The organism is Brevibacterium salitolerans (genome assembly GCF_039531405.1).
In the GTDB taxonomy this organism is placed as follows: Bacteria; Actinomycetota; Actinomycetes; order Actinomycetales; family Brevibacteriaceae; genus Brevibacterium; species Brevibacterium salitolerans.
The window spans coordinates 115,721-130,619 of record NZ_BAAAPZ010000008.1; the positions used below are offsets into that span (position 1 = coordinate 115,721).

At 69.8% G+C, this 14,899-nt stretch carries 14 protein-coding genes and 1 tRNA gene; 12 read left to right on the forward strand and 3 right to left on the reverse strand.

Translation table 11 applies throughout. From position 1 onward, the window contains the following. Positions 1 to 82: 82 nt before the first annotated feature. On the reverse strand, positions 83 to 808 hold the full coding sequence (locus ABD240_RS10440; RefSeq protein WP_291797381.1) for a LysE/ArgO family amino acid transporter: 726 nt from the start codon (positions 806 to 808) through the stop codon (positions 83 to 85). Positions 809 to 879: 71 nt separating this feature from the next. Between ABD240_RS10440 and ABD240_RS10445 the strand changes: the two genes are divergently transcribed. From ABD240_RS10445 to ABD240_RS10470, 6 genes are all read left to right on the forward strand, one after another. Continuing rightward, positions 880 to 1,737 (forward strand): ArgP/LysG family DNA-binding transcriptional regulator, encoded by an 858-nt coding sequence (locus tag ABD240_RS10445; RefSeq protein ID WP_291797384.1) that lies wholly within the window; start codon positions 880 to 882, stop codon positions 1,735 to 1,737. A gap of 92 nt (positions 1,738 to 1,829) precedes the next feature. Next, positions 1,830 to 1,902: transfer RNA gene (locus tag ABD240_RS10450), tRNA-Thr, on the forward strand. A gap of 146 nt (positions 1,903 to 2,048) precedes the next feature. Next, entirely contained in the window at positions 2,049 to 2,783 is a 735-nt protein-coding gene (locus tag ABD240_RS10455; RefSeq protein ID WP_344337099.1) for a Fic family protein, read from the forward strand. Positions 2,784 to 2,861: 78 nt separating this feature from the next. Further along, a complete protein-coding gene (locus ABD240_RS10460) occupies positions 2,862 to 3,767 on the forward strand; it encodes a universal stress protein (protein WP_344337100.1) in 906 nt (301 codons plus the stop codon). A gap of 10 nt (positions 3,768 to 3,777) precedes the next feature. Beyond that, on the forward strand, positions 3,778 to 4,767 hold the full coding sequence (locus tag ABD240_RS10465; RefSeq protein ID WP_344337102.1) for an SDR family NAD(P)-dependent oxidoreductase: 990 nt from the start codon (positions 3,778 to 3,780) through the stop codon (positions 4,765 to 4,767). Continuing rightward, on the forward strand, positions 4,764 to 5,462 hold the full coding sequence (locus ABD240_RS10470) for a hypothetical protein (RefSeq protein WP_291797397.1): 699 nt from the start codon (positions 4,764 to 4,766) through the stop codon (positions 5,460 to 5,462). The genes ABD240_RS10465 and ABD240_RS10470 overlap by 4 nt, the downstream gene beginning before the upstream one ends. 86 nt (positions 5,463 to 5,548) lie before the next feature. On the opposite strand, the gene ABD240_RS10475 is transcribed toward ABD240_RS10470, so the two are convergent. Beyond that, a complete protein-coding gene (locus ABD240_RS10475; protein ID WP_291797400.1) occupies positions 5,549 to 6,163 on the reverse strand; it encodes a TetR/AcrR family transcriptional regulator in 615 nt (204 codons plus the stop codon). A 160-nt stretch (positions 6,164 to 6,323) separates the two neighbouring features. Between ABD240_RS10475 and ABD240_RS10480 the strand changes: the two genes are divergently transcribed. The 6 genes from ABD240_RS10480 to ABD240_RS10505 all read left to right on the forward strand — a co-directional run bounded on the left by ABD240_RS10480 (position 6,324) and on the right by ABD240_RS10505 (position 12,983). After that, positions 6,324 to 7,934 carry a carboxyl transferase domain-containing protein gene (locus ABD240_RS10480; RefSeq protein ID WP_291797403.1) on the forward strand — a complete coding sequence of 537 codons (1,611 nt, stop codon included), beginning with the start codon at positions 6,324 to 6,326 and terminating at the stop codon, positions 7,932 to 7,934. 53 nt (positions 7,935 to 7,987) lie between these two features. Beyond that, positions 7,988 to 10,144 (forward strand): acetyl/propionyl/methylcrotonyl-CoA carboxylase subunit alpha, encoded by a 2,157-nt coding sequence (locus ABD240_RS10485; protein ID WP_344337105.1) that lies wholly within the window; start codon positions 7,988 to 7,990, stop codon positions 10,142 to 10,144. A gap of 1 nt (position 10,145) precedes the next feature. After that, positions 10,146 to 11,321, forward strand: coding sequence for an acyl-CoA dehydrogenase family protein (locus ABD240_RS10490; RefSeq protein ID WP_291797409.1), 1,176 nt, complete (start codon positions 10,146 to 10,148; stop codon positions 11,319 to 11,321). A gap of 169 nt (positions 11,322 to 11,490) precedes the next feature. Further along, on the forward strand, positions 11,491 to 11,691 hold the full coding sequence (locus ABD240_RS10495) for a hypothetical protein (protein WP_291797411.1): 201 nt from the start codon (positions 11,491 to 11,493) through the stop codon (positions 11,689 to 11,691). After that, positions 11,688 to 12,080, forward strand: a complete 393-nt coding sequence (locus ABD240_RS10500; RefSeq protein ID WP_344337108.1) for a type II toxin-antitoxin system death-on-curing family toxin — start codon at positions 11,688 to 11,690, stop codon at positions 12,078 to 12,080. Before ABD240_RS10495 ends, ABD240_RS10500 begins: the two co-directional genes overlap by 4 nt. Positions 12,081 to 12,110: 30 nt before the next feature. Further along, on the forward strand, positions 12,111 to 12,983 hold the full coding sequence (locus ABD240_RS10505; RefSeq protein ID WP_291797417.1) for an SDR family oxidoreductase: 873 nt from the start codon (positions 12,111 to 12,113) through the stop codon (positions 12,981 to 12,983). Positions 12,984 to 13,259: 276 nt separating this feature from the next. On the opposite strand, the gene ABD240_RS10510 is transcribed toward ABD240_RS10505, so the two are convergent. Beyond that, entirely contained in the window at positions 13,260 to 14,675 is a 1,416-nt protein-coding gene (locus ABD240_RS10510) for an ATP-binding protein (RefSeq protein WP_291797420.1), read from the reverse strand. Between the last annotated feature and the right edge of the window lie 224 nt (positions 14,676 to 14,899).

Genomic DNA, 14,899 nt, shown 5'->3' on the forward strand with positions numbered 1-14,899 from the left:
GAGGTGCGGAAGCGGACCGGGCGCGCGCCCACGATGAGGCGGAGTTCCCGGGCGGGTGCGGAGCGCAGGTCCGGGTGCGCACCTAGAACGCGAAGGCGAGTTTGGCCGCGATCATCACCATGACGGCCGCGACGCCCAGGTCGATGGCCTTCCATGCCCGTGGGCTGCGCAGAGCTGGAGCGAGCCGGTGCGCACCCCAGCCCAGAGCGCTGAACCAGACGAGCGAGGCGACGATCGCGCCGCCGGCGAACACCCACGGAGAGGTCTGCTGGTTGGCGACGGAGCCCAGCATGACGACGGTGTCGAGGTAGACGTGGGGGTTGAGCAGCGAGAGCGAAGCCGTCATCAGGCCCACGCGGAGGGCGGTGGGGGCACCGCGCACGGCTGTGGAGGTGTTGCCGGCAGCGGTGGCCGCGGCGGAGCCGGAGACGGCCGGCGACGCCGCGGCACCGCCGGAAGCAGATGTGGCACCCGGAGCACTCGTGTCCTGAGGCTCCGCGGCCTCGAGCGCGGAGCCGGAGAACGCGGAACGCACGCTGCCTGCCGCAAACCACAGCAGATAGGCGACGCCGCCCCAGCGCAGTGCCGTGATCAGCCACGGCGCGTGTTCGAGAACCGTGCCGATCCCCGCCGTGCCCAGGGAGATGAGCACGATGTCCACGAGGGAGCAGACCGCGACCACCACCCCCACGTGCTCGCGGCGGACGCCCTGCCGCAGGACGAAGGCGTTCTGTGCGCCGATCGCGACGATGAGACCGAGGCCGGTGAGGAAGCCGGTGAGCGCGAGGAGGAGGGAATCAGGCTGCATGGGTGAGACGGTAGGGCCGGAGCTCGCATGCAGTCCACTGACATGACCTGTATCCGGTTAAGGTGGGCTTCATGGAACCGAGCCTCGCGCAGCTGGCCGCACTCGTCGCCGTCGTGGACGAGGGCGCCTTCGACTCCGCCGCGACAGCGCTGGGTGTGACGACCTCGGCGGTCTCCCAGCGCGTGCGCGGTCTGGAGCGGTCGCTGGGCAGCGTGCTCCTCACCCGCTCCTCGCCTCCGCGGGTGACGGACGCGGGGGAGAGGATTCTCGGACACGCGCGCCAGATCGTCGCACTGGCCGGGGAGATCACCGCGGCCGAGGCCCCGGCCCGGTCCGCACTCGCGGTCGCAGTGGGTGCGGATGCGCTGGGGACCTGGCTGGAACCGGTCCTCGCGGACGCCGGACGGTGGGAGGACGTGGTGCTGCGCCTGCGGGTGGCGGATCAGGATGTGGCGCACGAGGCGCTGGCCCGCGGCGAGGTGATGGGCGCACTGAGCACGCGCACACAGGCCCAGACCGGCTGCACCGCGGTGCCGCTGGGCATCCTCCGGTACTGGCCGTGCGTCTCCGCGGAGCTGTGGGAACGGCACGGCGGCCTCGCGACCTGCCCCGTGCTCGTGTTCGACGGGGACGACGACCTGCAGCATCAGGTGCTGCGCCGGCAGGACGCAGGTGCCGGAGCACCCCTGCACGTGGTGGGTTCGATGGAGGGATTCGCAGCGGCGGTGCGCGCCGGGCTCGGATGGGGCTGCCTGCCGGAGCTGCAGCTGGCGCGGATGGACGACACCGGGGACATCATGCGGATCCCGGGCGAGGGGCCGGTGGACGTGCCGCTGCACTGGCACCGCTGGGCCACTCCGCTGCCCGCGCTCGACCGCTTCACGGACTCGCTGAGAGGTGCGGCGGCAGGGTCTCTGCGAGCGGTGTGACGGCGGTGGGCGAGACGTGTGCAGCATCACGTGCGGACCGTTGCCCTCTGCTTTGACCTCCGAGGTTCGCTGGCTATAGGCTAGTCCGCGTTGCCGCCTTAGCTCAGTCGGCAGAGCGTCTCACTCGTAATGAGAAGGTCGTGGGTTCGATTCCCACAGGCGGCTCGGCAACGGCCCTCCACCAGATGATCCATCCTGTGGAGGGCTTTCGCGTTCCCACGAGCGCGCACCCTCCCGATGAGGGGAGCCGGTGTCTGTGCAGGCACTGGGAGGCCGAACGTGAACGGACGTTTCGGGGAGCTGTCACCACGATGCCTGACGAGTACGCCATCGATGCGGCGCAGTTCGCGCGGACCCTGATCGAGCAGCGCCGGACGCAGATGAAGGGTGGGCTGTACCACCTGAATCAGGTGCAGATGGCTTTCAACACCAATCGTATCGAGGGCAGTGCGCTGGATGCCGAGCAGACGAGATACATCTACGAGACGCGCACCGTCGCAGGGGACAACGTCTCTGTGGATGACGTGGTGGAGACCGTCAACAGCTTCGAGCTGTTCGACGAGATGCTCGACAGGATGGCTGAGCCGATCACCGCAGCGACCATGAAGGACTACCACCGGATCCTCAAGCGGGGAACCGCTGACGCGCGCAGACCTGCCTTCGCCGTGGGGGACTGGAAGCGTCAGGCGAACGTGGTGGGCGGCGGCGGCACGACCCCTCCGGCTGAGGTTTCGGAGGCGATCGAAGACCTCCTCACGCGGACCCCGGAGCAGATGTCGTTCGAGGACATCGTCGATTTCCACCACGCGTTCGAGGCCATCCATCCGTTCCAGGACGGCAATGGCCGTGTGGGCAGGATGCTCATGTTCCAGCAGTGCCTGCAGAACGGCATCATGCCGTTCATCGTGCTGGACGCGCAGAAGGCCTTCTACTACCGCGGGCTCCACGAGTACTGGGAGACCCCAGGGTTCCTGCGTGAGACCTTCCGTGCGATGCAGGATGCCTACTACGCCTGCTTCGAGGCATTCGTGGAGATCGCCGACTGACCTCGCGGGCAATTCCGCGCCGACTTCACTACGATCGACGGTGAGAGGCCATGAGGCCGGACCCGCTGAGGAGGCGCTGTGGAGCTGACCGGAGACGTGTTCGTCGGCATTGACGGATCCATGCAGAGCGACGAGGCCGCGGCCTGGGCGCTGAAGGAACTCCGGGGGACCGGGCACGCACTGAGGCTGGTGCACGTGATCACCCCCGCGCATCTGGAGATCGACGACGAGACGGAGCTCCGGCAGGCGGGCGAGGAGCTGCTCACCTCCCTGTCCTCCCGCCTGAGTGAGCTCGACGCCGCCCACCCGGAGGGGGCCTCGGGCACGGAGATCCGCACGGAGGTGGTGGTGGGCGACGCCGGTGAGGTGCTGAGCGATCGCGCCTACGACGCCGGGCTCCTGGTCCTGGGCCACCACGGCGCGGGCCAGGTCAACAGCCGCCGGATCGGCACCGTGAGCTTCGGACTGCCCGGCCACGCGCTCAGCGCGGTGCTCGTCCACACGGCGGGAGCCGGCCGCGAGTTCGACGATCCGGCGGCCCACCCTGTGCACCCTGCGCCGGGCGGTGGGGTCGTGGTGGGACTGGACACCTCCGAGTACGCAGGCGTCGCCGCGCTCGACGCGGCCTCGTTCGCCGTCCGCAACGGCCTGCCGCTGCGACTGCTGGTGGGCATCGACGCGCTCTCCGAGCGCACGCTCGCGGAGCGGAAGGCGCAGGGGGACCTGGCCTGGCTGCGCGAGGAGTTCCCCGGGCTCGAGGCGGAGGTCGAGTTCCTGCCCGGTGAGCCGGCCGCGCTGCTGATCCAGGCCTCGGCGACGGCGGACCTCCTCGTCATGGGTAAGCGGGGCCTGGGGCAGTTCGAGGCGATGACCTCGCAGCTGGGGCGGACCAGCTCCGCGGTCCTCTCCGCCGCCCTCTCCAGCGTTCTGCTGGTGCCCTATCGCCGGGATCCGCGTCTGAGGAAGCGCGAGCCCCGGGACTGAGCGCCGCGACGTGGGTGGGCGCACCGGTGCCGGTTCGCGCATACGCGGCCGCACCGTCCTGGTGACGGGCGGCAGCGACGGTGTGGGGCGCGAGATCGTCCGCGGGCTGGTGGCCCTCGGCGCTCATGTGCTCATGCCGGTGCGCGATCGTGCGAAGGGACTGCGCGTGCGTGCGGACCTCCTGGGCTCTCTGCCTCCCGCGGCCCTCGAGCAGTCCCGGGCACGGCGCTCGGACGTCTCTGGGGTCTCCGGGCAGCAGCCCGGAGTGACGCTCATGGACCTCGATCTGGAGAGCCTGGCCTCGGTGCGCACGCTTGCGGTCGAGCTTCTCGGCGCGGACGCACCCCTCGACGCGTTCGTGCTCAACGCCGGGATCGTGCCGATGGGCGAAGGGCCCCGCCGGCTCACCGAGGACGGGATCGAGCGCACCCTCCAGACCAACTTCCTCGGCCACTTCGCTCTCACGACTGCACTGGTCCCGCTCCTGCGGCAGAGCCGGGGACAGGTCGTCGTGCAGTGCAGCGCCGCGACGGCGAGGGGGCGCATCGACCTCGCCGACCTGCAGTCAGCGCACGCGTACCGCCCGTTCGCCGCGTACCGGACGTCCAAGCAGGCCCTGGGCGTCTTCGCGGCAGAGCTGTCGCGCCGGAGCGCGGCCGGCGGGTGGGGTGTCCGGGTCCGGGCCTGCCACCCGGGCATGGTGCTCGGCACTGCCATCGCTCCGCGCGTACGTGCGCGCCTCCCGCAGCGTCTGATCCGCCTTGCGGAGCGGCTGGGCAACACGCCCGCCGAGGCCGCCTCCACCGCCCTGGCCGCGGTGGAATCCCCGCGCCGAGGGTTCCGGATGTTCGTGCCCGGCGGACCGCTGGAGCTGCGCGGCTCGCCGCGCGAGCGTGCACCGTGGCCGTCGCTCCTGGACGCCGCTCAGGGGTGCGAACTCTGGCGGGAAGCGGAGCTGCTTGGCTATTCTCGGATCACCCGATCGAGAGGCTTGCGATGAAGCTGACGACGATGCGGCGCCGTGCCGCGGCCTCTGCTGTCCTCCTGGCCCTGGCGGGAGTGAGCGGCTGTGCAGGTGGAGGCGGACCAGATGTCAGCGCTGAAGGACAGGTGGCATATGCCTGCGCGCTCGCGGCCAGGGCCGCGGCAGGCCTGCAGAGCCCTGACGACTGGGAGGCGCCGGAGATGATCGGCGAGAGCGCAGAGCCGGCTGCCGTCGAGCTGGCGGCGGCGGGCAGTCTGGCGGGCGGCATCGCCGCGTTCGATATCCCCGGTCACGGCGGGATCTCCGCTGCCGGGAAGGACCTGGTGGGCGGGGTGTCGCAGATGAATGCCGGGGCGCTGGAGGACGCACTGGGGCGTATGAACGCCGCGTGTGACCAGGAGGTGCCCGAGCGCCCTCCGGAGGAGCACACCTCCGCGGAAGGACGAGTCGTCTACGCGTGTGCACTCGCTGAGTTCGTGCGCGAGGAGCGTGGAGATGCCGGCACCTGGGGCGGCATAGGGGAGGAGCCGGCGTTGCACGAAGCCGGCAGCGTGGGTGCACTGTTGGGCGGACTCAACGGCCATGTGATGCCGGAGGCCCCGGCTGTCTCCACGGAGGGAGCCGCGGTGGTGCGCAGTGTGACGGTCCTCGACGCGGACGGAGTGGACGCGAGCCTCGATGCCGTGATCTCTGCGTGTCAGGCGCGGTGAACGAACAGTTCTCCAAGGCTCCTGTTGCCGATTCGCGGGGTCTCTGTTGCCGATTTGCCGGAGCCTCCGGTGCGGTTCTGCGGGCCTCACGCGCCCAGCGCTGCGCGGGCGGAGCGGCGGAGCTCGCGTGCCACGGTCTCCGTGGGAAGGCTGCGGCTCAGGTGGGGTGTGGAGTTCACCATCCCGAAGACGGAGTGCACGCGCACGGCGGCCTCGTCCTCGCTGAGCTCCGGGCGTGCGGCCCGGACCGCCTCGATCCAGGCATTCACGTACTGCCGCTGCAGCCTGCGCACCTGCCGGCGGGCGGCCTCGGGCAGGGAGTCGAGGTCACGGTCCTGGATGCGGATGAGCTCCGGCTCACGCATGGCGAAGTCCACGTGGAAGTCGATGAGGCGCGCGGGCGTACCTGACGCTGCGCCCTCCGCCTCGGCGATGATCCGGAGCCCTCCCGCATGGAGGTACTCGGAGATGCCCACGAGCAGCTCCTCGAGCACTGCCTCCTTCGAGGCGAAGTGGCGGTAGACCGCGGGCCCGGACACACCCGCCCCCTTGCCGATGTCGCCCAGCCGCACCGCCCGGAACCCGTACCTCGCGAAGAGCCGCTTGGCGGCGTCGAGCAGCTGCTCGCGGCGCTCGGCCTTCGCCGCCTCGCGTCCGCTCGCGGCGCTCCGCGCGCCTTCCTCTTCCTCTGCAGCCGTCATCCTCCGCCCCTCCCGGGTTCCTCCTGTGGGCCTTGTCACCCCGGCGACCGAGCCGCTACGATAGTCTCAGTTAATCAATGTTAACTGAACCTGTCCGCAGGCGACAGGCGACGTTCACAGGCAATCCGTCTACGGGCATCGCGGCCCTCGAGGAGAACGCATGCGCACCATCGGCTCGCCGGTCGATCCGCACACCTCACCCCACTCCCAGGCTCATGCCGAGCTGCTCGCGGAGCTCCGCGAGCGCATCGCGGCCACGGCGAGAGGCGGCTCCGAATCGTCCCGGCAGCGCCATCTGAGCCGCGGCAAGCTGCTGCCGCGCGACCGTGTGGAGCGTCTGCTGGATCCGGGCAGTCCGTTCCTCGAGTTCTCGCCGCTCGCCGCCAATGGCATGTACGACGACGCCTCGCCCGGTGCCGGCATCATCACCGGCATGGGGCTGGTCTCCGGCCGGCTCTGCGTCATCGTCGCCAACGACGCCACCGTCAAGGGCGGCACCTACTACCCCGTGACGGTGAAGAAGCACCTGCGCGCGCAGGAGATCGCAGCGGACAACCACCTGCCCTGCATCTACCTCGTGGACTCCGGCGGAGCCAATCTGCCCAACCAGGACGAGGTGTTCCCGGACCGCGAGCACTTCGGCCGCATCTTCTACAACCAGGCCACGCTGTCCGCCGCAGGTATCCCGCAGCTCGCCGCGGTGCTGGGCTCCTGCACCGCCGGCGGCGCCTACGTGCCCGCCATGGCGGACGAGTCCGTCATCGTCAATGAGCAGGGCACGATCTTCCTGGGCGGACCGCCGCTGGTGAAGGCCGCCACGGGTGAAGAGGTGACTGCGGAGGAGCTGGGCGGGGGAGCGCTCCACTCCCGCACCTCGGGCGTCACCGATCACCTCGCCGCGAACGACGATCACGCGCTGGAGATCCTCCGCGACATCGCCTCGACCTTCGGCCCCCAGCTGCCGCCGGCGTGGGAGCGCGCCGAACCGCGCGAGCCCGCCCACAGCCCGGACGAGCTCACCGCCGTGGTGCCGGTGGACTCCCGTGTGCCCTACGACGTGCGCGAGGTCATCGCCCGAATCGTCGACGCCAGTGAGTTCCACGAGTTCAAGGCCGAGTACGGCACGAGCCTCGTCACCGGCTTCGCGCGGATCGACGGGCACCCCGTGGGCATCGTCGCGAACAACGGCATCCTGTTCGGCGAATCCGCGATGAAGGGCGCGCACTTCATCGAGCTCTGCGACCAGCGCTCCACGCCGCTGGTGTTCCTCCAGAACATCTCCGGCTTCATGGTGGGCCGCGACTACGAGGCCGGCGGCATCGCCAAGCACGGCGCCAAGATGGTCAATGCCGTCGCCACCGCCCGCGTGCCCAAGTTCACCGTGGTGATCGGCGGCAGCTTCGGTGCGGGCAACTACTCGATGTGCGGCCGTGCCTACTCCCCGCGCTTCCTGTGGATGTGGCCCAATGCCCGGATCTCCGTGATGGGCGGTGAGCAGGCGGCTTCCGTCCTCGCCACCGTCAAGCGCGATCAGCTGGAGGGCCGCGGTGAGGAGTGGTCCGCAGAGGACGAGGAGCGCTTCAAGGACCCCGTCCGGCAGCAGTACGAGGCGCAGGGCAACCCCTACTACTCGACGGCCCGCCTCTGGGACGACGGCATCATCGACCCCGCGGACACCCGCCAGGTCCTCGCGCTCGCGCTCGAGGCCGCACGCCACACGCCGCTGAAGCGGCCCTACGGAGCGCCCGGCTACGGCGTCTTCAGGATGTGAGCGCCATGACAGGCATGCAGACACCCGCCCACTCGGACCGGCAGGAACCCGCAATGTTCTCCAGAATCCTCATCGCCAACCGCGGAGAGATCGCCCTCCGCGTCATCCGCACCTGCCGCCGGCTCGGCATCGAGACGGTGGCCGTCTACTCGGACGCGGACGCCGATGCCGCCCACACGCGCGCGGCGGACCTCGCCCACCGCCTCGGCCCGGCCTCGGCGGCGCAGTCCTACCTCGACATCGACCGTGTGGTCGAGGCCGTCCGCGCCACCGGTGCCCAGGCCGTGCACCCCGGCTACGGCTTCCTCTCCGAGAACGCGGCCTTCGCCCGCCGGCTCGAGGAGGAGGGCATCGTCTTCCTCGGGCCCACTGCGGCGGCCATCGAGACGATGGGCGACAAGATCTCCGCCAAGCAGGCCGTCGCCGCGCGCGGAGTGCCGCTGGTGCCGGGCGTCGCCGAGGCCGGGCTCACGGACGAGCAGCTCATCGCCCGCGCGGAGGAGGTGGGCTTCCCCGTCCTCGTGAAGCCCTCCGCGGGAGGCGGCGGCAAGGGGATGCGCGAGGTGCACGAGGCCTCCGAGCTGCCGGCCGCGCTGGCCTCGGCCCGTCGCGAGGCCGCCTCGAGCTTCGGCGACGACACCCTCTTCCTTGAGCGACTGGTGCTGCGGCCCCGGCACATCGAGGTCCAGGTGCTCGCGGACTCACACGGCACCGTGGTGCACCTGGGGGAGCGCGAGTGCTCCCTGCAGCGCCGCCACCAGAAGGTCATCGAGGAGGCGCCCAGCGCGCTGCTGGACGCGGGCACGCGCGAAGCCATCGGCCAGGCCGCCGTGGACACGGCCAAGGCCGTCGACTACCGCGGTGCGGGCACCGTGGAGTTCATCGTCTCCGCGGACCGGCCGGACGAGTTCTTCTTCATGGAGATGAACACGCGCCTCCAGGTGGAGCACCCCGTCACGGAGCAGGTCACAGGCGTGGACCTCGTGGAGCAGCAGCTGCGCGTGGGGGCCGGCGAGCGCCTGAGCCTCGTGCAGGAGGACATCCGGCTGACGGGGCACTCCATCGAGGCGCGCATCTACGCCGAGGACCCCGCCCGCGGCTTCCTGCCCACCGGCGGAGTCGCCCTGGACGTGGCGTTCCCGCCCAGCACCGGCGGACCCGGCACCGGGCTGCCCGTCACAGCGGGCCAGCGCGGGGCCCACAGCCTCGGCGTGGACAGGACCGGGGTGCGGGTGGACGCCGGACTGGAACCGGGTCAGCGGATCGTGAGCGACTACGACCCCATGATCGCCAAGCTCATCGTCACCGGCGCAGACCGGGCCGAGGCCGTCGCCCGCATGCGGCGCGCACTCGCGGCCTCCGCCGTGCCGGGGATCGTCACGAACATCGGCTTCCTGCAGACGCTCATGGGCCTGCCCGAGGTGGCGGCGGGCGAGCTCGACACCGGCCTCATCGACCGGATGACCGAGGACGAGCTGGACGAGACCCTCGATCCGCCGGCGCTCCAGTTCGCCGCTGCGCATGTGGTGGGTGCCGCCGGAGCCTCTGCATGGCAGCAGGGCTCCGGTTGGAGGAGCCTCGCTCCGGCGCGCACCGTCGTGCCGTTCGTGCACCGCGGTGAGCGGCACGAAGCCGAGTTCCTGCACCCGCCCCTCGTGCGCCTCGGCGGCGGGGCTGAGGGAGGCACCGGCGGCGGAGGTGCTGCTGGGAGCAGTGCCGGCGGATCGGCCGGAACGGGGTACGTACTCACGCTGGACGGCGAGCAGCATCACGGACGGGTGTGGGCATCCGCGGACGGGCGCACGCTCTGGGTGCGGACAGCGCGGGGGATCTTTCAGCTCACCCGGCCGCTCGCGGACGCCGCGATCGGTGCGGCGGCCGGAGGTGCGGAGGTGCTGGCGCCCATGCCCGGTGCCGTCATCGAGATCCGTGTGGCCGACGGCGCACAGGTGGCCGCCGGCGACCCGGTGCTCGTGGTGGAGGCGATGAAGATGGAGCACGTGCTCACCGCGCCCGCCGCGGGAACGGTCGAGGTGAGGACGGTGCAGGGCGCCCAGGTGGCACTCGACGAGGTGCTCGCAGTTGTCGTCCCGCAGGACAGTTCGCAGGGCGCCGGCGAGCAGACCACGGCCGAGCAGACCGCGGCTGAGGCGACCGCGGCAGGACAGACCGCCGGCGCGGCCGGCACGAACGAGACGGAAGGAGAGTGACATGACTACGGCATTCGTTCCCGGCATGCTGCCGGAGGAGTACGAATCGCTGCGCCGGACGGTGGCGGCATTCACGGACGAAGAGGTCGCGCCGGTGAGCGCGGAGCTCGACGCCAGGCACGAGTTCCCCTACGAACTCGTGGCGAAGATGGGGGACATGGGGCTCTTCGGACTGCCGTTCCCGGAGGAGTACGGCGGGATGGGCGGCGACTACTTCGCCCTGTGCCTGGCCTTGGAGGAGATCGCCCGGGAGAACCAGTCCCTGGCGATCACACTGGAGGCAGGGGTCTCGCTCGGCGCGATGCCCATCCACCTCTTCGGCACGGAGGAGCAGAAGCGGGAGCTGCTGCCCACCGTCATCGACGGCCGAGGCCTCGCCGCATTCGGCCTCACGGAGCCCGAGGCCGGCTCCGATGCCGGGGGCACGAAGACCCGGGCGCGGCTGGAGGACGGGGAGTGGGTGATCGACGGGGCCAAGGCGTTCATCACGAACTCGGGCACGGACATCACCCGGTTCGTCACCGCCACGGCCGTCACGGGCACCCGCACGGGGCGCGACGGCACGCAGAAGCCGGAGATCTCCACGATCATCGTCCCCAACGGCACCCCCGGGTTCACTCCGGAGCCCGCCTACGACAAGCTGGGCTGGAACTCCTCGGACACGCATCCCCTCACCTTCGACGGCGTGAGGGTGCCCGAGGCCAATCTGCTGGGCGAGCGCGGGCGCGGCTACGCGAACTTCCTGCGGATCCTCGATGAGGGCCGTGTGGCGATCGCCGCGCTCTCCGTGGGCGCAGCGCAGGGCTGTGTGGACGCCAGCGTGAAGTACGCGAAGGAACGGAAGGCGTTCGGCAAGCCGATCGGCGACTACCAGGGTGTGAGCTTCAAGATCGCGCGGATGGAGGCGCGGGTGGCCGCTGCCCGTGCGGCCTACTATGCGGCCGCGTCCAAGATGGTCGCGGGCGAGCCGTTCAAGAAGGAGGCCTCGATCGCCAAGCTCATCGCCTCCGACGCCGCGATGGACAACGCACGGGATGCCACGCAGGTGCACGGGGGCTACGGATTCATGAACGAATACCTCGTGGCCCGGCACTACCGCGATTCGAAGATCCTGGAGATCGGGGAGGGCACCTCCGAGGTGCAGCTCATGCTCATCGCCCGCGAACTGGGGCTGTGAGCACTCGGCGCCGAGTGAAAGGACTCTGGATGCGCTGCCCTGCGTGAGTCGGCAGCGCCTCGCTCACCGCGCACACGTGCAGCGTGAGTCACCAGGAATAGTCGGTGGGAAGGCAGCGGCGGCCTCAGTGTCATGGAGTTCAGTGGTATCAAGCGGTATCATCTGTGCTATGGCGATGACACTGAGGCTGTCCGCGCAGCAGACGGAGTCGCTCAGGATGGCGGCAGAACGTGAAGGCATTTCGATGCAGGCGGCTGCTCTGCGCGCTGTCGACGAGTACACCCAGAAGCGGGCGCGCGGCCGCTCTGAGCTGCTCGCACGCATCGTCGAGGAGAACCGGGAAGTCCTCGAGCGTCTTCGTGATTCATGACGGACGAGTACGACTACCTTGACCTGGATGATCTTCTCGCCGCCTCGGCTGCGGCCCTGGGCCACGCTCCGGAGGTCCGTGACTGGGGCCTTCTCGAATCTGCGCTCGCTCGGCCGCGTGCTTCTGTGTTCGGGGAAGACGTCTACCCCGATCTGCCGACGAAGGCGGCGGCGCTCCTTGACTCGGTCGTCAACAATCCCGCGCTTGTCGACGGCAACAAACGGACCGGCTTCGTGGCGACCGCACTTTTCCTTGGGCTGAATGGGATCATCATCGGAGGGCCCGATGATGCTCGCTATCAGCTGGTGATGGATATCGCTGAGGGGGCGCTCTCCGGAGTCCCTGCAATCGCAGAGCGGCTTCGTGAACTCGTCGTTCGGAGTCCTTAGGGCTGGGAGGTCAGTGATGTGTCTGTGAGTGTGAGTCCGCTCGCCCGGGATCCGCTTCCGCTGCGCGGCCGCGCGGTGCTCATCACCGGGGTGAGCCGCCGTGCGGGGATCGGTTACGCCACGGCCTGCCGTGCGGCGGCGTACGGTGCGAGCGTCTTCTGCCACCACTTCGCACCCCATGACGCGCAGCAGCCGTGGGGCGAGGACAGCATTGAGGCGGTGATCGAAGGGGTCCGCGCCCATGCGCGGGAAGGCGCGGTGGTGGCGCACGCGCATGCGGACCTCTCCCGGGAAGGGGAGCCGGAGCGGCTGGTGCAGGCGGCCTCGGCGGCACTGGGCGGACTCGACGGGCTCGTCTGCAACCAGGCACTCTCCGGTTCCGACGGTGCGCTGGGGGAGCTCACCACTGCCATGCTGGACCGTCACTGGGCCGTGAACGCGCGCGCTTCGATCATGCTGGCACAGGAGTTCGCGCGGCTGTGGGAGGCGGCAGGTGGCTGTGCGCCTGCGGGCACGGCGGGGAGAGCGGGTCTCGAGCCCTCGCTGAGTCCGAGTGACGCCGAGGCCGCGATCGTCTTCCTCACCTCCGGCCAGGGTGAGGGCCCCATGCCGGGGGAGGTCGCCTACGCGGCGGCGAAGGCCGCGCTGGCCGGACTCACCGTGACGCTTGCGGATCAGCTCAGCGACGCGGGGATCAGGGTGAACACCGTGAACCCGGGGCCCGTGGACACCGGCTACGTGACTCAGGAGATGCGGGAGCTGACGAAGGCGCAGTTCCCAGCGGGGCGGTGGGGAGAACCGGATGACCCCGCGCGGCTCCTCACCTGGCTGCTCACGGACGAGGCGCGCTGGATCACGGGACAGGTGATCGCCTCGGAGGGCGGCTTCGCCCGCTGGCGCTGACCGCGGGCCGGGATGAAGGCCGCTGGCTGCCTACGGGGACGGGGAGGCGCTGCTCTCACGTACTCTAACATTTTTACAGTAGCGCCAGAGGGGCCGTGAGTGAGGTGAAATGCCTGGTCAGAAGGGCGAAGACCGTGCTCCGCGGCGTTCTTCCGTTCCAGCTGTCACGTCTACTCTAAAGAAGTCGTTCGAGTAGGTGTGACAGTAGATGCTGGATTCGAGTGCCCGTGCTGACCGCAGGGCGGGCCGGAGGCCGGGGGTGTCGCCTCTTTGCCCTCAGGCCAGCCGCCACGTAGCGCGTGGATCCTGCGGCGACTGCGCGTCCCTGACGATCATCCCCTCTGCTTCGAGCGCTCTGAGGCGTCGCAGCGCGGTGGGCCGGGCCACATCCAGCATCTCCACGATCTCGCCCGTGCCCAGCGGTCTGCCGGCGTGTTGCAGGACGGCGAGCGTGGCAATCGCACCCTTGGGGAGTCGCTCGACGGTTGCGCGATCCAGGAGGGAGTGCGCAGAGAGCGTGACGATCACGTGTGAGGCGCTCTGCCGGAACACGGGGGCCTCGAGGCCGGAGCGCTCCATGACGTCGACCATGCGCCGGATGCCCTCTCCGAGCTCCTGGCCGATGCGCAGGTCCGCACAGACACGGGCGATGAGCGGGTTCCTCGCGTACCGGGTGATGGAGTGCGGGTTGTCGACATCGACGATTCCCGGGAAGCGTCCCGGGCTGGTGACCTCGATCCGGGTGGGGAAGATCTCCACCCGGATGTGATCCCCGGCCATGCTGTAGGACCGGTGGACGACGGCGTTCACGAGGGCCTCCAGCCACGCATCGCGGGGGACTGTCGGCACTGCTTCGAACTTGCCGCTCGGTCCCAGTGCGCGACGACGGGGGATCTGGGCATCGATCGTCTGCGCGGCGCGGTCGATGAGTGAGGGCAGAGGGCCCTCGATGCGTGTGTCGCCGTCCTCGGCCAGACTCAGGGAGGTGCCGCTCCCTCTCTCATCGGACAGGTAGCGGAGGATGCGGACCTGTGCGTGGGGGAGTGCGATCTGCGGGTGCGGGTGGAACAGAAGCGCGGCTGCGATGGTGGGCGCACCCTGACGGTCGAGCAGGCCGCGGGACCTGAGCAGGTGGACAGCCTCCGACTCGGCACCCAGGGCGGATCTGAACTGCTCAATCGCGGTGGTGTCGAGTTCGCTGAAGGAGATGTGCCTCAGTGTGCCGCTGTCATAGGAGCTGTCGCTCCGGTCGTAGAAGAGTTCCTGCCGTTGTGCGTGACTCAGCAGTCGGGTCTCATCGCCTATCCGCAGGAAGCAGTCGCCGTTCGTCATCTCATGGAGGGACTCGCCGGGGAGGACGCGGATGAGGAGGAGTCTGCGGCGCTCGCCGTCTGCAAGGGCCCACGTCTCCTCCGTGCGGATCCGCACGGGTGGCTGCGTGAAGTCGACGGCGGCCTGCCTCAAGGCATTGGCCCGTGCATCGTCCACATGTTCAGCGCGGCCGCTGCTCAGGCCCACGACGACGGTCCCGCCTTCCGCATTGCCCATCGCGACAAGGGTCTCGGCCAGCTTCCTGGGCTGGATGCGGGCCGACTTCCTGTCATGCCATTGGCTCTCCGGCAGAGCGAGGAGAGCGTGCAGGGTTTCGTCCTCAGGCAGGCCGGCGGCATCAGTCACTTCACCGATCGTCATGGCGTGCCCTCCTCCTGCCCTGCTGCTCTCACGTACTCTAACATTTTTACAGTAGCGCCAGCGGGGCCGTGAGTGAGGCGAAATGCCTGGTCAGAAGGGCGAAGACCGTGCTCCGCGGCGTTCTTCCGTTCCAGCTGTCACGTCTACTCTAAAGAAGTCGTTCGAGTAGGTGTGACAGTGGATGCTCGATCCGAGTGCCGGCGCTGACCGCGGGCCGAGCCGGA

Excerpts from the sequence above, each read along its gene's own strand:
- ABD240_RS10440 (WP_291797381.1), bottom strand. The coding sequence starts at position 808 with ATGCAGCCTGATTCCCTCCTCCTCGCGCTCACCGGCTTCCTCACCGGC.
- ABD240_RS10445 (WP_291797384.1), top strand. The coding sequence starts at position 880 with ATGGAACCGAGCCTCGCGCAGCTGGCCGCACTCGTCGCCGTCGTGGAC.
- ABD240_RS10480 (WP_291797403.1), top strand. The coding sequence starts at position 6,324 with ATGCGCACCATCGGCTCGCCGGTCGATCCGCACACCTCACCCCACTCC.
- ABD240_RS10500 (WP_344337108.1), top strand. The coding sequence starts at position 11,688 with ATGACGGACGAGTACGACTACCTTGACCTGGATGATCTTCTCGCCGCC.
- ABD240_RS10490 (WP_291797409.1), top strand. The coding sequence starts at position 10,146 with ATGACTACGGCATTCGTTCCCGGCATGCTGCCGGAGGAGTACGAATCG.
- ABD240_RS10475 (WP_291797400.1), bottom strand. The coding sequence starts at position 6,163 with ATGACGGCTGCAGAGGAAGAGGAAGGCGCGCGGAGCGCCGCGAGCGGA.
- ABD240_RS10495 (WP_291797411.1), top strand. The coding sequence starts at position 11,491 with ATGGCGATGACACTGAGGCTGTCCGCGCAGCAGACGGAGTCGCTCAGG.
- ABD240_RS10510 (WP_291797420.1), bottom strand. The coding sequence starts at position 14,675 with ATGACGATCGGTGAAGTGACTGATGCCGCCGGCCTGCCTGAGGACGAA.
- ABD240_RS10470 (WP_291797397.1), top strand. The coding sequence starts at position 4,764 with ATGAAGCTGACGACGATGCGGCGCCGTGCCGCGGCCTCTGCTGTCCTC.
- ABD240_RS10455 (WP_344337099.1), top strand. The coding sequence starts at position 2,049 with ATGCCTGACGAGTACGCCATCGATGCGGCGCAGTTCGCGCGGACCCTG.
- ABD240_RS10485 (WP_344337105.1), top strand. The coding sequence starts at position 7,988 with ATGTTCTCCAGAATCCTCATCGCCAACCGCGGAGAGATCGCCCTCCGC.